This is a genomic window from Algoriphagus sp. Y33 (genome assembly GCF_014838715.1).
Taxonomy (GTDB): Bacteria; Bacteroidota; Bacteroidia; order Cytophagales; family Cyclobacteriaceae; genus Algoriphagus.
In genome coordinates, this window is record NZ_CP061947.1 from 3,221,992 (window position 1) to 3,239,649 (window position 17,658).

The window sequence follows — 17,658 nt, forward strand, 5'->3', positions numbered from 1 at the left end:
ACCTCTGTATGTAATGATTGGTAGACCAAGTTGCAGAAATTAATTTCCCCCATCCCACCATACCTTGGTGGCAAATAGATCACCCCCCATACGTGCCCTAGCTGCTGAATAATTCTCATAATTGGATCCTATCTCGTTTTCCCAATACCTCAGTCTTCTCGGAATAAAATTACCCTCAAAGGCATTCGGATCTTGAGTAGGGGTCAATTCAGGATACCCTGTTCTTCTCCAGTTGGACCAAGATTCAATATGATTTAAATAAGTGGCCGCCCAGTATTCTTCCCCTATTAGTTTCAACTTGTCTTCAGTGGAAGCTGATGCAAATCCACGACCTGCAATATAAGCCGAAATCATTTCAGGAGTTCTGGAAAAAGACGGATCAAATTCCACCCAAGCATTGATAGCTGCCGTTACACCATTCGAGAAGTGCTCATTTGCACTGCTGGATATCCAGCCTTTTAGCGCAGCCTCTGCTTTCATTAATTCTACTTCAGCGTATGATTGTAAGTAGTAGGGATCTTCCCAATCAAAATACCTGAGATTTTGCATGGAAAAAATCCTATTCCCTCTTGCACTAAAATCCGCAGTATCTGCAGGAGACAGTACAGTTCTGATAGTGGTAGAATTATAGCCATTTGGTAACCCTTTTTGAACAGCCGGATCCGTATTCCATGTAGTAGGATCATCTGGATCACCCGTACCACCGCTTATTATCATTAACCGGGGATCATTATTTTCGACCATCCAGTCCATAAACGTAGCTGATACTTTACAATCCCTACCATACTTATTGCTATTCCAATAGCCATCATTCAATCCATTTCTATTTATACCTTGAGGCCCTGTTTCGTAATGAATAAATGCTATATCGTCATTCGAAGTAAAAGCACCACTTGAATTTGCTTCCAGAAATACTTCTTCAGCAAAGGTGGGATCAACATTGCTCATCCGCATTGCGATACGCATTAATAATGAGTTGGAAAATTTCCGCCATTTGCCCAGATCCCCGAAGTAAACAAAATCCTGTGCACCAAGCGGAAGGGCAGATTCTGTGAACTTATCCCTAGCGGCACGAAGCTCTTCTACCATTGCACTATAGATGTCCTTCTGATTGTCATAAGCGGGGAACCAGTTTTCCTCCCCCTGTAACCCTTTACCAGCCTGAAAATAAGGAACGTCTCCATAGATATCCGTCATTCTGTGTAGATCAAAGACTTTCAATACTGTGGTAGCGGCATTCAGGTTAGCCATAGCAGGGTCATCGGCAGTTTCAGCGATTACCTGCTGAAACAGTCTCATGATTCCGGTATAATGACTTTCCATGTAAGAGCCGCTATACGCAGCACTGTAGAAATACTTGTCACCACTGAAATATGATGAAGTTGATCCAATCTGTTGGATCATAGTAGCAGCATAAAGCATGGAAACACGTGTGTTTTCAAATTCAGCCCCGATCCTCAATGTTCCCAGAGAAAATAGGTAGGCCATGTCAATATCTGTAGCTGAATTTTGATCTATGTTCAAATCCAACAATGCATCCTCGCTACAGGCTGTAGAAAACAGCATAGCACTTGCCAGTAGGACTGTTCCTAGTGTATTTTTAATTTTCATTATTCAATAATTTTAGTCCGTGAATGGATTAGAAATTTGCTGAAAGGTTAAACCCAAAGCTTCTATTGGTAGGAAGACCAAAGTATTCCAACCCTTGAGAATTCCCATCATTTGCATAAGCAGATTCAGGGTCAACATTAGGCACATTGGACCATAGCAAAGCTAGGTTTCTTCCTACAAAGGAAAGGGTTAAAGACTGCAGGGGAGTTTTGCCGATCACTTTAGCCGGAAAAGTATATCCGAAAGTGAACTCTCTTAACTTGGCAAATGAAGCATCATATACTACATTTTCCGTTATTTGTGCATATCTCTGGTAGTATTGATCCAATAAGTATTCTTCCGAATTAGTTGGATTCGCCGGTATAGTCCATTCCATTGGTTCTCCCGCCAGATTTACACCACTTATCGTTAATCCCCCGTCTCTTCCTACCAATGTATTTTCATGTAAGCCCCTTGAATAAGCTGAACTATTCGTACCGGACATCATATATCCTCCGCTTCGTACATCAATTAAGAAATACATACGAAATCCTTTATAGCTAAAGGTATTGCTAAATCCCGCAGAAATCGGATGTCGCCCTTGGGCAATAGTTTCATAACCATCAGTAGCTACAGGATATCCATTATCATCATACACTTTTTGGCCATCGATCTCAAGCTGCTTAAAGCCCGCAATCATACCTAAGGGCTCTCCTACAATATGTCTTATACTTTCACGCTGAAGTCGGCTGTTGCCCAAGTTGATAAACTCTATGGACTCTCCTTCTGAATTGGTCCCTAAACTTAAAACCTCAGATACGTTATTTGCAAAATTGAATGATATATCCCATTTAAAATCTCTTGCGATTGGAGTTATATTCAACAAAAACTCAAAGCCCTTATTTCTAAGCTCACCGATGTTGATTGTAGTAGTATTAAATCCAGAGGTGCCAGAAATCCCCGTAGCTAGGATATCATCCTTGGTCGTTCTATTATAATAAGCAACATCAAGCCCTACACGATTATCAAAAAATCTTAAATCTGCTCCAATTTCATATTCTGTAGAAGTATATGGACCAAGGTTTGAATTAGGGATTGATTCGTTTTGAATCTGTCCTAAATTACCACCCAAGTGGCCTGCTCCCACTAAGCCGTAAGTAAGATTTAAAGCATAAGGATTTGGAGCACCTCCCCCTGCTTGTCCCCAAGAACCTCTGACTTTAGCGAAGGTGATCACTTCAGGAAAGGTAAACATATCACTTAGAACTCCACTCAAACTAAATGAAGGATAGAATAACTTACTATTTGCACCAGCCAAGGTCGAGAATTGATCCTGACGGGCAGTAGCATTGAAGAAGAGGACGTTTTTGTAACCAATATTTGCAGCTCCAAAATACGAATTGATCCCATACTCAGAAAAGTCATAGGTAATAGATGGAGCTCTTACATTTCTTACACTGCTAAAGAAGGGGATAACTAAATCATTTCCTCCTCCACGTAAGCTTTCGGACGTTCTTCTCATTCGATTGCCCCCTACAAAAACATCAAAATCGAAATCACCAAACGTTTTATTGAATCCAATAAACAAATCAGCATTATCTTCCCTGATTGTCCGCTCCGTTACATAATAATCCCCCAAAGGTTTATAAGCGGTTCCATATGGTTCAGAAGAGTGATCTACCCGAGATTGAAAATCAAGCCCTAATCTACCCTGCACATACAACCAATCAGTTATATCATACTTCAGAGAAACATTTCCCAAGATCCGGTTTGTCTCATCTTCCCTGAAAAATTGATAAGCAGCCCAATAAGGGTTAGTAACAAAATTGCTTTGTTGATACCTTAGTTCTGTTCCATCCTCTTTTGCCCCAAGTTTGTCTGTAGTTCCTCTCATCAACTCCAATGGAATATGGCCTGGCTTGGTCAGCATTGAGTAATTTGCATTGCCGGGGGCATCCGATAGTCTTGGTCGGTTTTTCGCTTTTTGATTTGAAAACTGCCCAGTAACGGCCAGCGTGAATTTACCAAGTTTTCCATTGATATTGGCGTTAGCCACCCTACGTTTGAAACCTGCATTTGGCATAATATCCTTATTATCCAAATCTGAAAATGAGAAGCGATAATTCCCCATTTCATTGCCTCCATCAAAAGCAATAGAATTGTTAAAAGTATAGGCAGTTTTGTAGAAATCAGCCAAGCCCTCGCCCGTAAAGGAATAGGGTCGGGATACTCCGTCAAATTGGATGACAGATGAACCATCGTATCTAGCACCCCAACCATTGGTTGCATCTTCTAAGGCCTCTTCACTGGAGCTTGAAACACGTCCATCTCTTCCCGCACCATATAGTCTTTGAAAATCTGTCTGGTCCCAAACATTATCAAACATTATATTGGAGCTATATGATACCCCAATTCCTTTTCGGGCTGTCCCGCTTTTGGTAGTAATTAAGATAACACCATTGGCAGCTCTGGCTCCATAAAGAGCTGCTGCTGCATTTCCCTTCAATACAGACATACTCTCAATATCATCCGGACTGATTGAAGATAGACCATCCCCAGAATCATTTCCACCCCACATCCCTGCATTTCCAAGATTCCCTGATTCAATAGGTATCCCGTTCACCACGTAAAGGGGCTGGTCATTTCCTGTCAAAGAAGACCCTCCCCGGATTACTACCCGGCTAGACCCTGCGGCGCCTGTTGAGGGAGGTGTTACATTGACTCCTGCTACTTTCCCGGAAAGTGCATTTCCCACATTTGCGGTACGGGCTTCAGTAAATCGATCTCCTCCTAATTGTGTTACGGAATAACCCAATGCTTTCTTGTCTCTCTCCATACCGAATGCGGTCACGACCACTTCACTAAGATCTGATGCTTCATCCTCCAAAGAAACAAGCAATTCAGTCTGGTTCCCTACAGTGAACTCCTGATTAGCAAATCCAATAAACGAAAATACCAAGACCGTGTTTTCATTTACGGAAATAGCGTATTCTCCATCCACATTAGTAGTCGTTCCCGCCTTTGTACTTTTGTCCACAATGGTTACACCAGGCAAGGGGAGGCCATCTGACGCAGCGGTTACCACTCCTTTCAATATTCGCTGCTGAGCCTGTGTCGAGACCGAAAGTCCCAGCACCATGACCAAAGCGAAAGCAATTGATAAAATTTTTTTCATAGCAGGTGATTTAAAGTTTGCAATAATATAAACTTCACGCTAAGCGTCATCCTCCGACCCTCTTGCGGAATCATAGGTAAAGGTTGTTTCATACTTGTTTGAATTAAGGTTTTATAATAGACTTATTAATGCAAGCACTTAAGCAATATTTTCAAATATCACAGTACAAGGCATTTAACATTCCATTAAATCTAATAAAAACATATTTCTATCAAAACTTATTAAAGCATTTTTTTTTAAAAATTCATGATCTTAACATATTTTTTTCGTTAAGTAATGGAGAGACGGACTCAATCTAAAGTATTCGTCGATATCCCTTATGAGATTTAGGTAATGTAAAAGCAAAATAAAATTTTTATAACCACCTTCTTTCTAACCCTTTTTTTATAATCTTTTAAAAGAATAATTATACTTTATTAAAAACCATAACTACAAGCCTCTACCCTATCGAAGGCCGGGTATATTAAATAAAATTAGCCGTGCGCCTAATCAGACTATAAACAAAATAATCTATGGCCAAGCCTTACTAGCTAAATGACAAGAATGGACATAAACTAAATATAAATAATTAAAAAAAGCCGCCCCTTTCGGAACGGCTTTCACTATCACATATAGAAAAACTTATCTAAGAAAAAGCATTTCTCTGTATTTCACCAGTGGCCATGACTCATCGTCCACCAAAAGCTCCAATTTATCTACAGCATAACGGATTTTATCAAAATAAGCTTCCTTGACATCAGTCTGATATCCTTTAGCCATTTTTACGATATCTGTTTCTTTGTTGAGCTTCTTGCGTGCCTCTACCATTGCAGTGATGTTAGCCTTCAGCGATTCGATATGTTTGGAAACTTCTTTGATTGTCTCTACAGCCGCTGTATGGTCCAACCCAAGTCCTTTCAAGCCATTGGCATTCTGAATGATCTTGTTCTGGTAAAGAATGGCTGTTGGAATAATATGATTCAATGCCAAATCACCCATTACCCGTCCTTCGATCTGAATCTTCTTTATAAAATTCTCAAGCATGATTTCATGACGGGCGTGAACTTCAATACCGTTCATTACATTATGTCTTTCGAAAAGCTCTTTGGTAGCTTTGGCTGCATATACATCCAATGCACCAGGCGTTGATTTCAAGTTGGACAAGCCTCTTTTTTCAGCTTCTTTCGCCCACTCTTCTGAGTAGCCATCGCCTTCAAATCTTACTTTCTTGCTATCCTTGATGTATTTTCTCAATACATTAACAATCGCAATTTTCTTCTCTTTGCCGGCAGTCATTTCTTTCTCGATGTCTTTGGCCATATCAGCCAATACATCCGCAACAATCACGTTCAATACAGTCATCGGACCGGCCACATTAGCCTGAGAACCTACTGCACGGAATTCAAATTTATTACCTGTGAAAGCAAAAGGAGAAGTTCTGTTTCTATCTGTATTGTCAAGGATGATCTCAGGAATCTTAGAGATACCCAATTTCATGTACATGTTATCACCCTTTTCGATTTTGATGTTGCCGTTTTTCTCAAGCTCATTCAAAACCTCAGTAAGCGTAGCTCCCAAGAATACGGAGATAATTGCCGGAGGCGCTTCATTTGCTCCAAGTCGGTGATCATTGCCCGCTGACGCTATACTTGCCCGCAATAGGTCTGAATGATCATAAACAGCTTTTACAGTTGCCACCAAGAAAGTAAGGAATTGCAGATTCTCCCTAGCTGAATTGCTTGGTTGGAAAAGGTTTACCCCTGTATCAGTAATCAGTGACCAGTTGTTATGCTTTCCACTACCATTTACATTAGCAAATGGTTTCTCATGAAGAAGAACTTTTAGGTCATGTCTTTCAGCGACTTTTTCCATCACATCCATCAATAATTGGTTGTGATCCGTAGCTTTATTGATTTCTTCAAACAAAGGAGCGACTTCGAACTGGCCAGGTGCTACCTCATTGTGTCTGGTCATTACAGGAATACCCAACTTTAACGCTTCATTCTCGAAGTCTACCATAAAGTCTTTTATCCTGGTAGGTATAGATCCAAAATAGTGATCATCCAATTGTTGGCCTCTGGCAGGGCTATGTCCATAAACGGTTCTTCCGCCCATTACCAAATCAGGTCTTGCTGCGAAAAGTGCCTTGTCTATCACAAAATACTCCTGCTCTACACCTAGTGAAGGCTGTACTTTTCTTACGTTTCTGTCAAACAACTGGCAAATCGCCACAGCCGCGTCGTTGATGGCTTCTATTGATTTCAACAATGGAGTCTTGTAATCCAACGCCTCGCCGGTGTAGGACACAAATATGGTAGGGATACAAAGTGTATTCTCGAAGATGAAAATCGGGGAAGTAGGGTCCCAAGCAGTATATCCTCTCGCTTCAAAAGTAGAGCGTATGCCACCATTCGGGAAAGAAGATGCATCCGGTTCCTGCTGTACAAGTGCGCTTCCTTTAAATTTCTCCAAGCCTCCCAGTGCATCAAAGAAAGAATCATGCTTCTCAGCAGTAGATCCCGTAAGAGGCTGGAACCAATGTGTATAATGTGTAACGCCTTTGGACAAAGCCCAAGTTTTTACAGCAGAAGCTACTTCTTCGGCTGTGGAACTGTCGATCTTGGTTCCTTTATCAATAGCTTCCATCACTCTTTTATAGGCGGATGGAGCCAAAGACACTTTCATCTGGGCTGTGCCAAACGTGTTTGTGCCAAAAAAGTCCGAGATTTTGTTGGATGGTGCTTTTACAACTACGCGTTGTCTTGTCTGCACCATTGCTAAGGCTTGTTGTCTGAGTGTTGCCATTTCTACAATATGTGGTTTAAAATTATACTCACAAAAATAGAAAAATATGTATTCGAAAATGCTTTTGACTCATTTTTGACCTAATTTTTCAAAAAAATTACACTTTTTTCAATAAATCATAGGAAAAAGGCACCATTTTCGGGAAATCTTATTGGATTCAGATAGAAAATTGGAGAATTGAAAACAAGCGAAGATTAATTATCTTTGCAAACTCATTGTCAGAAGCGTAATTGTGAAAAAAGTAGCCTTTTATACATTAGGATGTAAGCTAAATTTCTCTGAAACCTCTACTATCAGTCGCCAATTTGAAGAAAAGGGTTACTTAAAAGTCGATTTTCAGGAGAATCCCGATATTTTCATAATCAACACTTGTTCAGTCACTGAAAATGCTGACAAAAAGTGTAAAAAAATCGTAAAAGAGGCGAAAAAGATATCCCCAAACTCCTACGTCACCATAATAGGATGTTACGCTCAATTAAAACCAACCGAAATATCAGAAATAGAAGGTGTAGACGCCGTTCTCGGTGCGGCCGAGAAATTTCGATTGATAGAACTCTTGGATGATTTTGCAAAAGCTCAGGACACAAAAGTGCTGGCTTCTGAGATTCAGGAAGCAACTGTCTTCAATAATGCATACTCAATCAATGATCGTACAAGGACATTCCTGAAAGTTCAGGATGGCTGCAATTACGGATGCGCTTTTTGCACCATTCCGCTTGCCCGTGGCAAAAGCCGGAGCAATACAATAGAAAGTGTCGTACAATCTGCCCTGGAGATTGCGGCCACAGATGTCAAAGAAATTGTCTTGACAGGAGTTAATATCGGTGACTTCGGTATAGTAGATGGCAAGAGAAATGAGCGATTTGCTGACTTGGTCTACGCACTTGACGAAGTAGAAGGGATTAATAGATTGAGAATCTCCTCTATCGAGCCAAACTTGCTTACCAATGAGATCATCAGCTTTGCTGCACAGTCCAAGAGATTTGTTCCTCATTTCCATATCCCTCTTCAATCCGGATCCAATACCATTTTGAGAAAAATGGGCAGAAGATACCTCCGGGAGCTATATGTGGATAGAGTGACCAAGATCAAAATACTCATGCCACATGCCTGTATCGGTGTGGACGTGATCGTAGGCTTTCCGGGTGAGACAGATGAGCTATTTCTGGAAACTTACAATTTCCTGAATGAACTGGATATTTCATACCTCCATGTATTCTCCTACTCGGAGCGTGCCAATACCCGAGCAGCAGAGATGGAGGATGTAGTTCCTATGAAAAAAAGAAATGAGCGCTCGAAAATGCTCAGGATCCTTTCGGAGAAAAAAAGGAGAAAATTCTACACGGAGAATCTTGGAAAAACCTTCACCGTACTTTTCGAGGAAGATATTGAGGATGGTAAAATCCATGGATTCACCGAAAACTACATACGTGTCGCTGCCAAATACGATCCTATGCTGATCAACGAATTAAAAACCGTCACCCTTGATCAGATCAATGACAAGGGTAACGTAGAGGTACGGGAACCCGAATTCGTGTATGAGAAGCATTAAGGCACAATTAGTAATTGTATCTGCAATGAGACCAGGTGGCTTATCTGGTTTCTTCTGTCTTTCCAGACTGTGATTCTAGACTCTTGATTCTGGGTTCTAGGCTCTTGATTCTATACTCTGGATTCTAGAATCTAGATACTTGATACTACCAACCAGCTACTTCCCATCTTTCTTTAGGCTGATCTTATAGTCATCAGGTGTACCTTTCATATTTATATTTACAAACCGTACTCTCTTGTCCCGGTCTCTGTAGACAATTGCATCCTCTTGATCAGGGTCGACTTCATTCTTATTTTTCCCACCAAAAAGGGCCCTAAAGCCAACCTGTGTCACCAATGCCAGAGGGACTCTGATGAAATAATCCATATTCAAATCAAGACTCTGGCTACCCGAAAGTTCTATGTATCCCAAACTCGAATTGATATTCATTTTTGGAATGGTGAGCACCCCTCCTTTGAGTTCAAAAGTATTGCTTAGGGTATCAAACCGCACATTTTTCAAATTCCTATCCGAAAAATAACTTGCCATGGCATCCAACGGAGCGAAATTCACCAAGCTTCCTTGATACACAGTCAGATCCATTTTTGCTTCAGATTTTTCTATAATCGGAGTCAAATCCGGGTATACCAAGAATTTACTTGCGATCTTCCCACTCACCTTACCATGCAGATTCTCGTTGATCAGATAATCCTGTCCAAAGTTCTCGAATTTGATCAAGAGCTGATCCAAATCTACCTCACTGGCATTCATCACGCTGCTGAAGTAGATCTCATCCGGGTTCGAACCATTGAAATAGCCATTGACCCCAAGAGATCCATCTGCAATCCCAAAACCCAAGGTGTCCAAATACAAATAATGCTCCTCATTAGTCCGCACTTTTGCCACGATATCCTCTAGCCAGAAGGTATGGTAGTTCAACTTCTTGATAGCTGCAGTAAACTCCATTTTTGAAAATGGCAATTGAAAAACGTTAAAGGCTTCTTGATGATTTGTATCCACTTCTATACTTTCAAATCCCATCAATGCATCCAAATCCATCGCTTGAGAACTCAAATGGAAATAATTTGACTTTTCAGTAGGACTTGCTACGGAATCTTTTTCACCCAAACAATATCCAAGTTGCACTGTAAAATCTGAATCCCCCATTTTTCCCCGGAAATCCTCCATTGTAAGGTATTCATTTTCATAATGAACCCTACCAGCAAAATCCTCCAACTTCAATGGATGGATTTTCATTTTTCCATCCAAATCTTCCAAATAAAAATCAGCTGACTGAAAATCGCCCTGATAATGTAAATCAACTTTCCCCTTTAGATTCAAGTTTGAAATAATTTCCTTACTGTAATCTTCAGGTAGATAATCCACTCCATTGTAACTCAACAGGTCATTGAGTTTAATCTGACTTGAAACAAGGCTAAAGTCAAAACTACTTTCTCCCACCTTCCTGCCCTGAAACCACTTCTTGTAATTTAATACTTTACCTGTGAAGAGGAAGTCACTTTCATCAATCTCGCCTTTGAAATCTCTCACTTCCAAAAAGTCATCCTCGATGTAAACATCAGCATGGAAATCATGTAGCACATGTGGATAGTTCTTGAATTTTGCATAGAAATCTTCTATGAGAAATTCACCTTTCGGCAAGTAGTCATATTTATACAGTTCTTCCCCCGTCGTCTCAAAAGCCATTTTGACCTGAAAATCCGAAATTTCTTCATCCACCCCCATATTAATTGAATCAGAGGGAATCAATTCCTTTAAATTCAAAAAATTAGATTTCGCATTTATTTTCGCTTTTATCGGCAGTTTGTTACCATGCAGCAAAACGGGGAAATTGCTCAACTCACCGGAAAAGGCTAAGTCGGACTGCCCTATCTGAAAACTCAACGAGTCCAAGACCACCTTTCCTTTCCTCATGTAGGCATATCCATTGGCATTCCTTACAGGAAGGTCAAACTCCGGAATCTGAATGCTTAGATTTTTTAATGTCAACTCACTCTGAAGACTTTCTTCCACATCCGATATAGAGGCAGAGGTCAAGTCCATATCTACCAATTCATCAAAATCCATAGTCAATAAAACCTGACCTTCTATTCCCCGAAGTCCTTCTATTTCGAAAAAATCACTCAAAAAGCCTAAATCCAAATCAGCATTTACATTGATTTTCACATTGGGGTCTTCAAAGTTCCGAATGGTCAATCTTCCTTGAAAAATCCCTTCATCAGGTCGGGCATAGAAGTTTTGAAGCTGTAATTCTGAGGTACGGAGGTTTCTTTCCTCACCATTGGTATAAAACCCTATAAATCTCAACTCATCTACTTTCTTTTGAATTCCTGAATTGAGGAAATAAGCGTTATCAGCTCCAAATTCTACCGAAATTGCGGGGCTTTGTCCGTTTCCAGCTATTCCTCTCACAGACCCTGAGAAATAAACTTCTCCTTCATTCTTGTACCTCTTGAGCGTTTGAGCCGCCTCATTTGGCAAGAATGCCGCAAAAATATTGAAATCAGGCTTTTCTCCATTTAGATTCAGCTCAAGGTCCAATCCTTCATCCAAGATCTTAACCTGGCCTGCCAAACCTAGAACAGCTTCTTCCAATTTCACCCTTGAGGGGGAAATCAACAACTTCTGCAAATCCTCAAAGTAATCAAGCTCGAGATCTAAATGCACCTTTTTATCAGCGAAAAATGTGTTTTCACCATCTTGGTCCAGATCAAAAATCAAATCACTAACTATATCAATATAAATATGCCCGTCTTTCAAGCTAAAATCTGACAACAATTGGTCGATGTGAAATACCAAATCTTGGTTGTTTGAAACATCTGAATAAGTGATATCAAATCCCTCTATTTCAATACCTGACAAATCAAAAGCAAATTCAGTCTCCTCCTCTTCATCCGCTTCTTTAGCATCAGCCTTAATTCCTTTGGCCAAGAGCAAATTGATATCTCCGTTTTCGAATTTGATGACATCCAAATGACCGTTTGAGATTTTCAGTTTTTTGACTTGATGCCTTCCTCTGATTATATCCCACACGTCAAAACCTATGTAAAAATCCTCCACCACATAGATCGGTTTGTTTTCTTTGGTTTTGGAGTCAAAAAACTTTACTCCTGTTAAATCAATAGAGATGTAAGGGAAATTAACAAATGGGGAAATATGAGAGTCCTCTATGGTAAGCTCGCCAACAAACTCCTTGTTGATGGCAGTCAAAGCATCCTGGGTCAGTACTTTTTGCTTGCTATAAGCGACCCAAACTGATGCTGAAAATATCAGAATGGGAACTGCTAAAAACAAGGAAATGTACAGGACTCTTTTCTTCTTCATTTGTATTTCTGTAAACGCTTTAATTTCAAAATTGATATTGCATAAATGAATATATGGCTATCCGCATTTGCATCGACAAACCGACTAAGTCCCTGGCTAACCGCATTCAAGTCGCTTCAGCCTACCGTCCTGATACGCAAAGAAATTGAGGCTACCGGCATCGCTGCGGTTATTCATAATTAACTACTTGTGCTTATCAACGACAAAGGTATGCTAGAAGTACCAGACCTTAAGATGACACAGCAAAAGCTTTAACAGAATAAAATTTTAACCTAATCTCATAAACAACTTTATATCCAGACCGTTAGCATAGTATGTACACTATATTCAAACCGGAAGGACGAATTACCAGAAGAATGTATCTGGTCATGTTTATCATATTTTATTTCATAAATATTCTATGTCTGATGTTGATCTGGGACAGTTTCCAGACGCAATCCTGGGCGATTTTCTACGGTGCGGGAGTAGCGCTCATCGCATCGATCTGTATTTTACTTGTCCAAGCAATCAAACGACTTCACGACATAGGGTTGGATTGGAAATATGCGCTTTATCTATTGATACCTCCGCCAATCAATTTCATAGGATTTATCTGGCTGGCTGCACAAAAAGGACAGGATGGAGAAAACAAATACGGACCAAGCCCAAGGAAAACCGATCTCTTTTAAACCAAAAATATGCATTAGCAATCCTATTACAGCCATTACATTGCTGTTTTCGACTTCACCATAGCGATGCTATGCCTCAGTCTCCAAACAGTCTGATTTTCTTGCAATTAATATCCTCACTACGAAACCTAATGCATAATCCGGGTTAAAGGTTCTACCACTAATTCAATGGAAGTCAGACAATGAGAATCTGGCCAACAGCTGATTATTCAATATGAGAGACCGTCCTTTGGCAATTTTACATGTCTAACAGTGCTTGTTCTCTTGCAATTAAACCAACTAAGAACTATGTTCTCAGTAACTTAAGGGAGTACCCTTTGAATCCTTGGGAATTAATTTTTAAGGAAAGAGGATTAAAAGCGTCGAGGAAATACATCTTCCTTCGACGCTTTTCTGTTATTGCACCTTAGTAAAGGTGGGAAACTCAAAAGTTTGGGGAATAATCGCCGTCATTTTTTTAACTTCAAATCAGCTAAAAAAAAACAGGTGGAAGATTCACAAAAAATCGCTTTAGTTCGTCAGGAAACTTGGCTTGCTCAATACGAAACACAAATACTCAGAAGATTTGATCGTTATCAGGAAGCTATTAGAGAAATCGATGATTTCTGTGGAAATATTCTCGAATATGCCTCAATCCATAACTATTACGGGATTCATTTTGAACCGTGGAGAAATGGCTGGATTTACAGAGAATGGGCACCGGCAGCCAAGCAACTCTATTTCTGCGGCGAGTTCAATGATTGGAACCGAAACTCCCATCCCATGAAAAGAACCTCCCGCGGAGACTGGGAGATATTTTTGCCTTTTAAACAATACAAAGACAGATTTGTACATGGAAGCAAAGTAAAAGTCCATGTCATTACCGAGAATGGCGCATTGGATAGAATACCTGCGTATATAAGGAGAGTGGTTCAGGACGAAGAAACCCACGATGTCTCCGGTCAACTTTGGTTTGCCGGAGATTTTAAGTGGACAGACAGTTCATTTAGCACCCGACAAAGTCTCAAGCAACCGCTAATCTATGAATGCCATATCGGAATGGCTCAGGAAAAGCTTGGGGTGGGTACTTATAAAGAGTTTGAGGAGCTTACTCTTCCCCGAATCAAAGCTGCAGGATATAACACCATCCAGCTTATGGCTGTGATGGAGCATCCTTATTACGGATCGTTCGGCTACCATGTTTCTAATTTCTTTGCTCCCACATCAAGATTTGGCACTCCTGAGGAATTGAAGTCTCTGGTAAACAAAGCCCATGAAATGGGAATCGCAGTAGTGATGGATATAGTACATTCCCATGCGATCAAAAATATAAATGAAGGCCTGAATGAATTTGACGGGAGCGATCACCAATACTTCCATCCCGGAGACAAAGGCTATCATGAAGCTTGGGATTCCAAGGTTTTCGATTATGCCAAGCGGGAAGTGCAGCAGTTTTTACTTTCCAATATCCGTTATTGGTTGGAAGAATTCCATTTTGATGGCTTTCGCTTCGATGGCGTGACTTCTATCATGTATCACCACCATGGTTTATTCATGGATTTTGATTCGGTGGATTTGTACTTTGATCAGAATGTGGATGAAGACGCAATTTTGTATCTACAACTTGCAAACACACTTATTCATACCTTCAGGCCACAAAGCATGTCCATTGCCGAAGATATGAGCGGCATGCCCGGACTAGCCAGACCGATCGCAGACGGAGGAATAGGATTTGACTTCCGTATGGCGATGGGTGTTCCGGACTTTTGGATTAAAACACTCAAACACAAACAAGACGAGGAATGGGATATGTTTGAGCTTTGGCATCAGCTGACCAATAGACCGGCTGCCGAGCGATCCATAGGATATGCCGAGAGTCACGACCAAGCCTTAGTCGGTGATCAGACACTTGCATTTCGACTGATGGATAAGGAGATGTATTTCTCCATGTCATTGCTTCAGCAAAACCTTATTGTGGATCGCGGAATTGCTCTCCACAAACTGATCAGATTGATCACGCTCACATTAGGTGGGGAGGGCTATCTGAATTTTATCGGAAATGAATTTGGCCACCCTGACTGGGTAGATTTCCCCAGAGAAGGAAATGACTGGAGCTATCAGCACGCGCGGAGACAATGGTCGCTGGTAGATGATCCTCTGTTGCGATACGGTCAGCTAGGAGCTTGGGACAAAGCCATCATCAAACTGGCAAACGACTATCAGCTACTCGCTTCCGCTCCTGCTGCCCAACTTCATCTTGATCCTGACAAAAAAATCTTGGCGTATGAAAGAGCGGGATTGGTTTTCGTGTTCTCCTTCCATCCCACTGAGTCGTTTTTTGGATTGCCCATCCATGTGGGAAAAGCAGGGGAATACAGTATCCTGTTGGATTCCGATCAGAAAGAATTCAGCGGCTTCGAGCGTCTGGACCAAACAGTGAATTATTTTACGGATGAGCATCAGTGTATGCAATTATACCTACCCAACCGTACTGTCTTAGTATTGGAAAGAATCTAACTCTCATTTCCTATATATTTACAAAAATCACAGGCTTTCAAGCTACAGAAGCTCAAACCGCTGTTACACCTTGTGCCTTACCTGTATGAAGGAAGCACACCTTCATAAAGTTAACTACAACCTATTATTCGATTGAATTTCAATAAACTCATATAGTCTTGAACCGAGCTAGCCACGTGTCTTATATCCCAGTTTGAAAAGTCCAAACTCATGAATTTCTCTCAAAAGCCAGTCGATATATAAAATCCTAAGATGGTCAAGTCTACTATTTCAAGTTCCCCTTTTTCATTTCACTTACAGCATAATTTACCGCTCTAGCCGTCAAAGCCATGTATGTAATAGAAGGGTTTTGAGTACCGGTAGAGGTCATACAAGCTCCGTCAGTTACAAAGACATTGGGCGCTGCATGCAACTGATTGAATCCATTAAGCAGGGAAGACTTGGGATCTCTGCCCATTCTCACTCCGCCCATCTCATGAATATCGAGGCCTGGAGCTTGTTTGGAATCCCCTCTACGGATATTTACACAACCGGCTTTAGACAGCATTTCTTCCCCCTGTTCGTGAAAATCCTTTAGGATTTTCTCATCATTCTCATCATAGCTCACGTCGATTTGAAGCAAAGGAATTCCCCACTCATCTTTACGGTCAGGGCTCAATGTCACACGGTTGGTTTCTTTGGGAATAGTCTCCCCCTGCATCATCATATATACAGACCATGGTCCCGGGGTTGAATTTTTCTCCTTAAACCCTGCTCCAAAAGGCATATCCGGTGAATGACCAAAACCTGCCCTGCCCGCGGAATAAAAAGTCATATACCCGCGCATAAAATCCATTTCCTGCTTTTTTACATTTCGGAAATTGGGCATCATCACTGCGGTAGGCCTTCTACCGTAATAATATTTGTCTTCAAAGCCCTCATAATTTGCATTGACTACCCCACGGTAATTATGAAATGCTATATACTTTCCCAAGACACCAGAATCATTTCCAAGTCCATCAGGAAATCGATTTGAAGTACTGTTCAGTAAAATCAAATTAGAGTTCAAGGCCGCAGCATTGATGAAGATTACCGGCGCAAAGTACTCGCTCGTCTCTTTTGAGACCCTATCTACTATTTGTACACCGGTCACCTTCTCCTTAGTCTCATCATAAATCAAGGAGTGTACCACCGAATCCGGTCTTAAAGTCAGATTTCCTGTCTTTGCCGCAGCGGGTAAAGTAGAAGAATTCGAACTGAAATATGCGCCAAACGGACACCCGCGATAGCATTGGTGACGTGCCATGCATTGTCCACGGCCCTGATCCAAATGCACTTTTTTCGGAGAAGTCAAATGTGCGCAGCGCCCAATAATCACATCACGATCATCATAAGCAGCTTTAATCCGCTTTTGGATAGCCTCCTCCACACAGTTCATCTCCCAGGCTTTCAAAAACTCTCCATCAGGTAACGTTTCCAAACCTTCATAGCTGCCACTTACTCCCACAAAACGCTCAACATGGCTATACCATGGAGCTATGTCTTCGTATCTAATAGGCCAATCAACAGCAAAACCATCCCTGTCTGGTCCTTCGAAATCATACTTGCTCCAGCGCTGAGTCTGTCTGGCCCAGATCAAAGATTTACCGCCTACCTGATATCCCCTAACCCAGTCAAATGGCTTCTCCTGAACATACGGATGCTCCGAATCCTTGACAAAGAAATGCCGGGTATCTTCCTTGTAAGCATAGCATTTATTGACTACAGGATTCTCAAGTTTATCAGCCCTTGGAATTTGATTTCTATGCTCCATCTCCCAAGGTGCTGAAGTCATGGTAGGATAATCTTTCAAATGCTGCACATCACGACCTCTTTCCAACACCAAAGTTTTCATTCCTTTCTCGCAAAGCTCTTTGGCAGCCCATCCTCCGCTGATTCCGGAGCCTATTACTATAGCATCAAATCGATTTGATTTCATAAGCTGAATCTATTCATTAAACACGCTTAAATAAAAAACAAACTTAAATATTATCCAATTTGTATACTTCGGTCTGCATGAATAACTTAGTTTCCAATAGTGTCCCGCTAAA

The 17,658-nt window shown here is 41.0% G+C and carries 8 protein-coding genes; 3 read left to right on the top strand and 5 right to left on the bottom strand.

Annotated features, from left to right (window positions below):
* Nucleotides 1-39: 39 nt before the first annotated feature.
* From ID165_RS12955 to ID165_RS12965, 3 genes are all read right to left on the bottom strand, one after another.
* Complete coding sequence (locus ID165_RS12955; RefSeq protein WP_192085260.1) at nucleotides 40-1,611, bottom strand: SusD/RagB family nutrient-binding outer membrane lipoprotein; 1,572 nt, start codon at nucleotides 1,609-1,611, stop codon at nucleotides 40-42.
* Between the two features lie 28 nt (nucleotides 1,612-1,639).
* On the bottom strand, nucleotides 1,640-4,765 hold the full coding sequence (locus ID165_RS12960; RefSeq protein ID WP_192085261.1) for a SusC/RagA family TonB-linked outer membrane protein: 3,126 nt from the start codon (nucleotides 4,763-4,765) through the stop codon (nucleotides 1,640-1,642).
* 621 nt (nucleotides 4,766-5,386) lie between these two features.
* Nucleotides 5,387-7,549 (bottom strand): glutamine synthetase III, encoded by a 2,163-nt coding sequence (locus tag ID165_RS12965; protein WP_192085262.1) that lies wholly within the window; start codon nucleotides 7,547-7,549, stop codon nucleotides 5,387-5,389.
* Nucleotides 7,550-7,781: 232 nt separating this feature from the next.
* Between ID165_RS12965 and mtaB the strand changes: the two genes are divergently transcribed.
* Complete coding sequence (mtaB, locus tag ID165_RS12970) at nucleotides 7,782-9,101, top strand: tRNA (N(6)-L-threonylcarbamoyladenosine(37)-C(2))-methylthiotransferase MtaB (RefSeq protein ID WP_192085263.1); 1,320 nt, start codon at nucleotides 7,782-7,784, stop codon at nucleotides 9,099-9,101.
* A gap of 156 nt (nucleotides 9,102-9,257) precedes the next feature.
* On the opposite strand, the gene ID165_RS12975 is transcribed toward mtaB, so the two are convergent.
* Nucleotides 9,258-12,425, bottom strand: a complete 3,168-nt coding sequence (locus ID165_RS12975; RefSeq protein WP_192085264.1) for an AsmA-like C-terminal region-containing protein — start codon at nucleotides 12,423-12,425, stop codon at nucleotides 9,258-9,260.
* 314 nt (nucleotides 12,426-12,739) lie between these two features.
* Here ID165_RS12975 and ID165_RS12980 point away from each other — a divergent pair, with 314 nt between their 5' ends.
* Both ID165_RS12980 and ID165_RS12985 read left to right on the top strand, forming a co-directional pair.
* Nucleotides 12,740-13,093 carry a DUF805 domain-containing protein gene (locus tag ID165_RS12980; protein ID WP_192085265.1) on the top strand — a complete coding sequence of 118 codons (354 nt, stop codon included), beginning with the start codon at nucleotides 12,740-12,742 and terminating at the stop codon, nucleotides 13,091-13,093.
* Nucleotides 13,094-13,579: 486 nt separating this feature from the next.
* The gene (locus ID165_RS12985; RefSeq protein ID WP_192085266.1) at nucleotides 13,580-15,589 is read left to right on the top strand and encodes an alpha-amylase family glycosyl hydrolase; all 2,010 of its coding nucleotides are present in this window, start codon (nucleotides 13,580-13,582) and stop codon (nucleotides 15,587-15,589) included.
* Nucleotides 15,590-15,854: 265 nt separating this feature from the next.
* Here ID165_RS12985 and ID165_RS12990 read toward each other — a convergent pair whose 3' ends face one another.
* Nucleotides 15,855-17,546 (bottom strand): GMC oxidoreductase, encoded by a 1,692-nt coding sequence (locus ID165_RS12990; protein WP_192085267.1) that lies wholly within the window; start codon nucleotides 17,544-17,546, stop codon nucleotides 15,855-15,857.
* Nucleotides 17,547-17,658 lie beyond the last annotated feature (112 nt).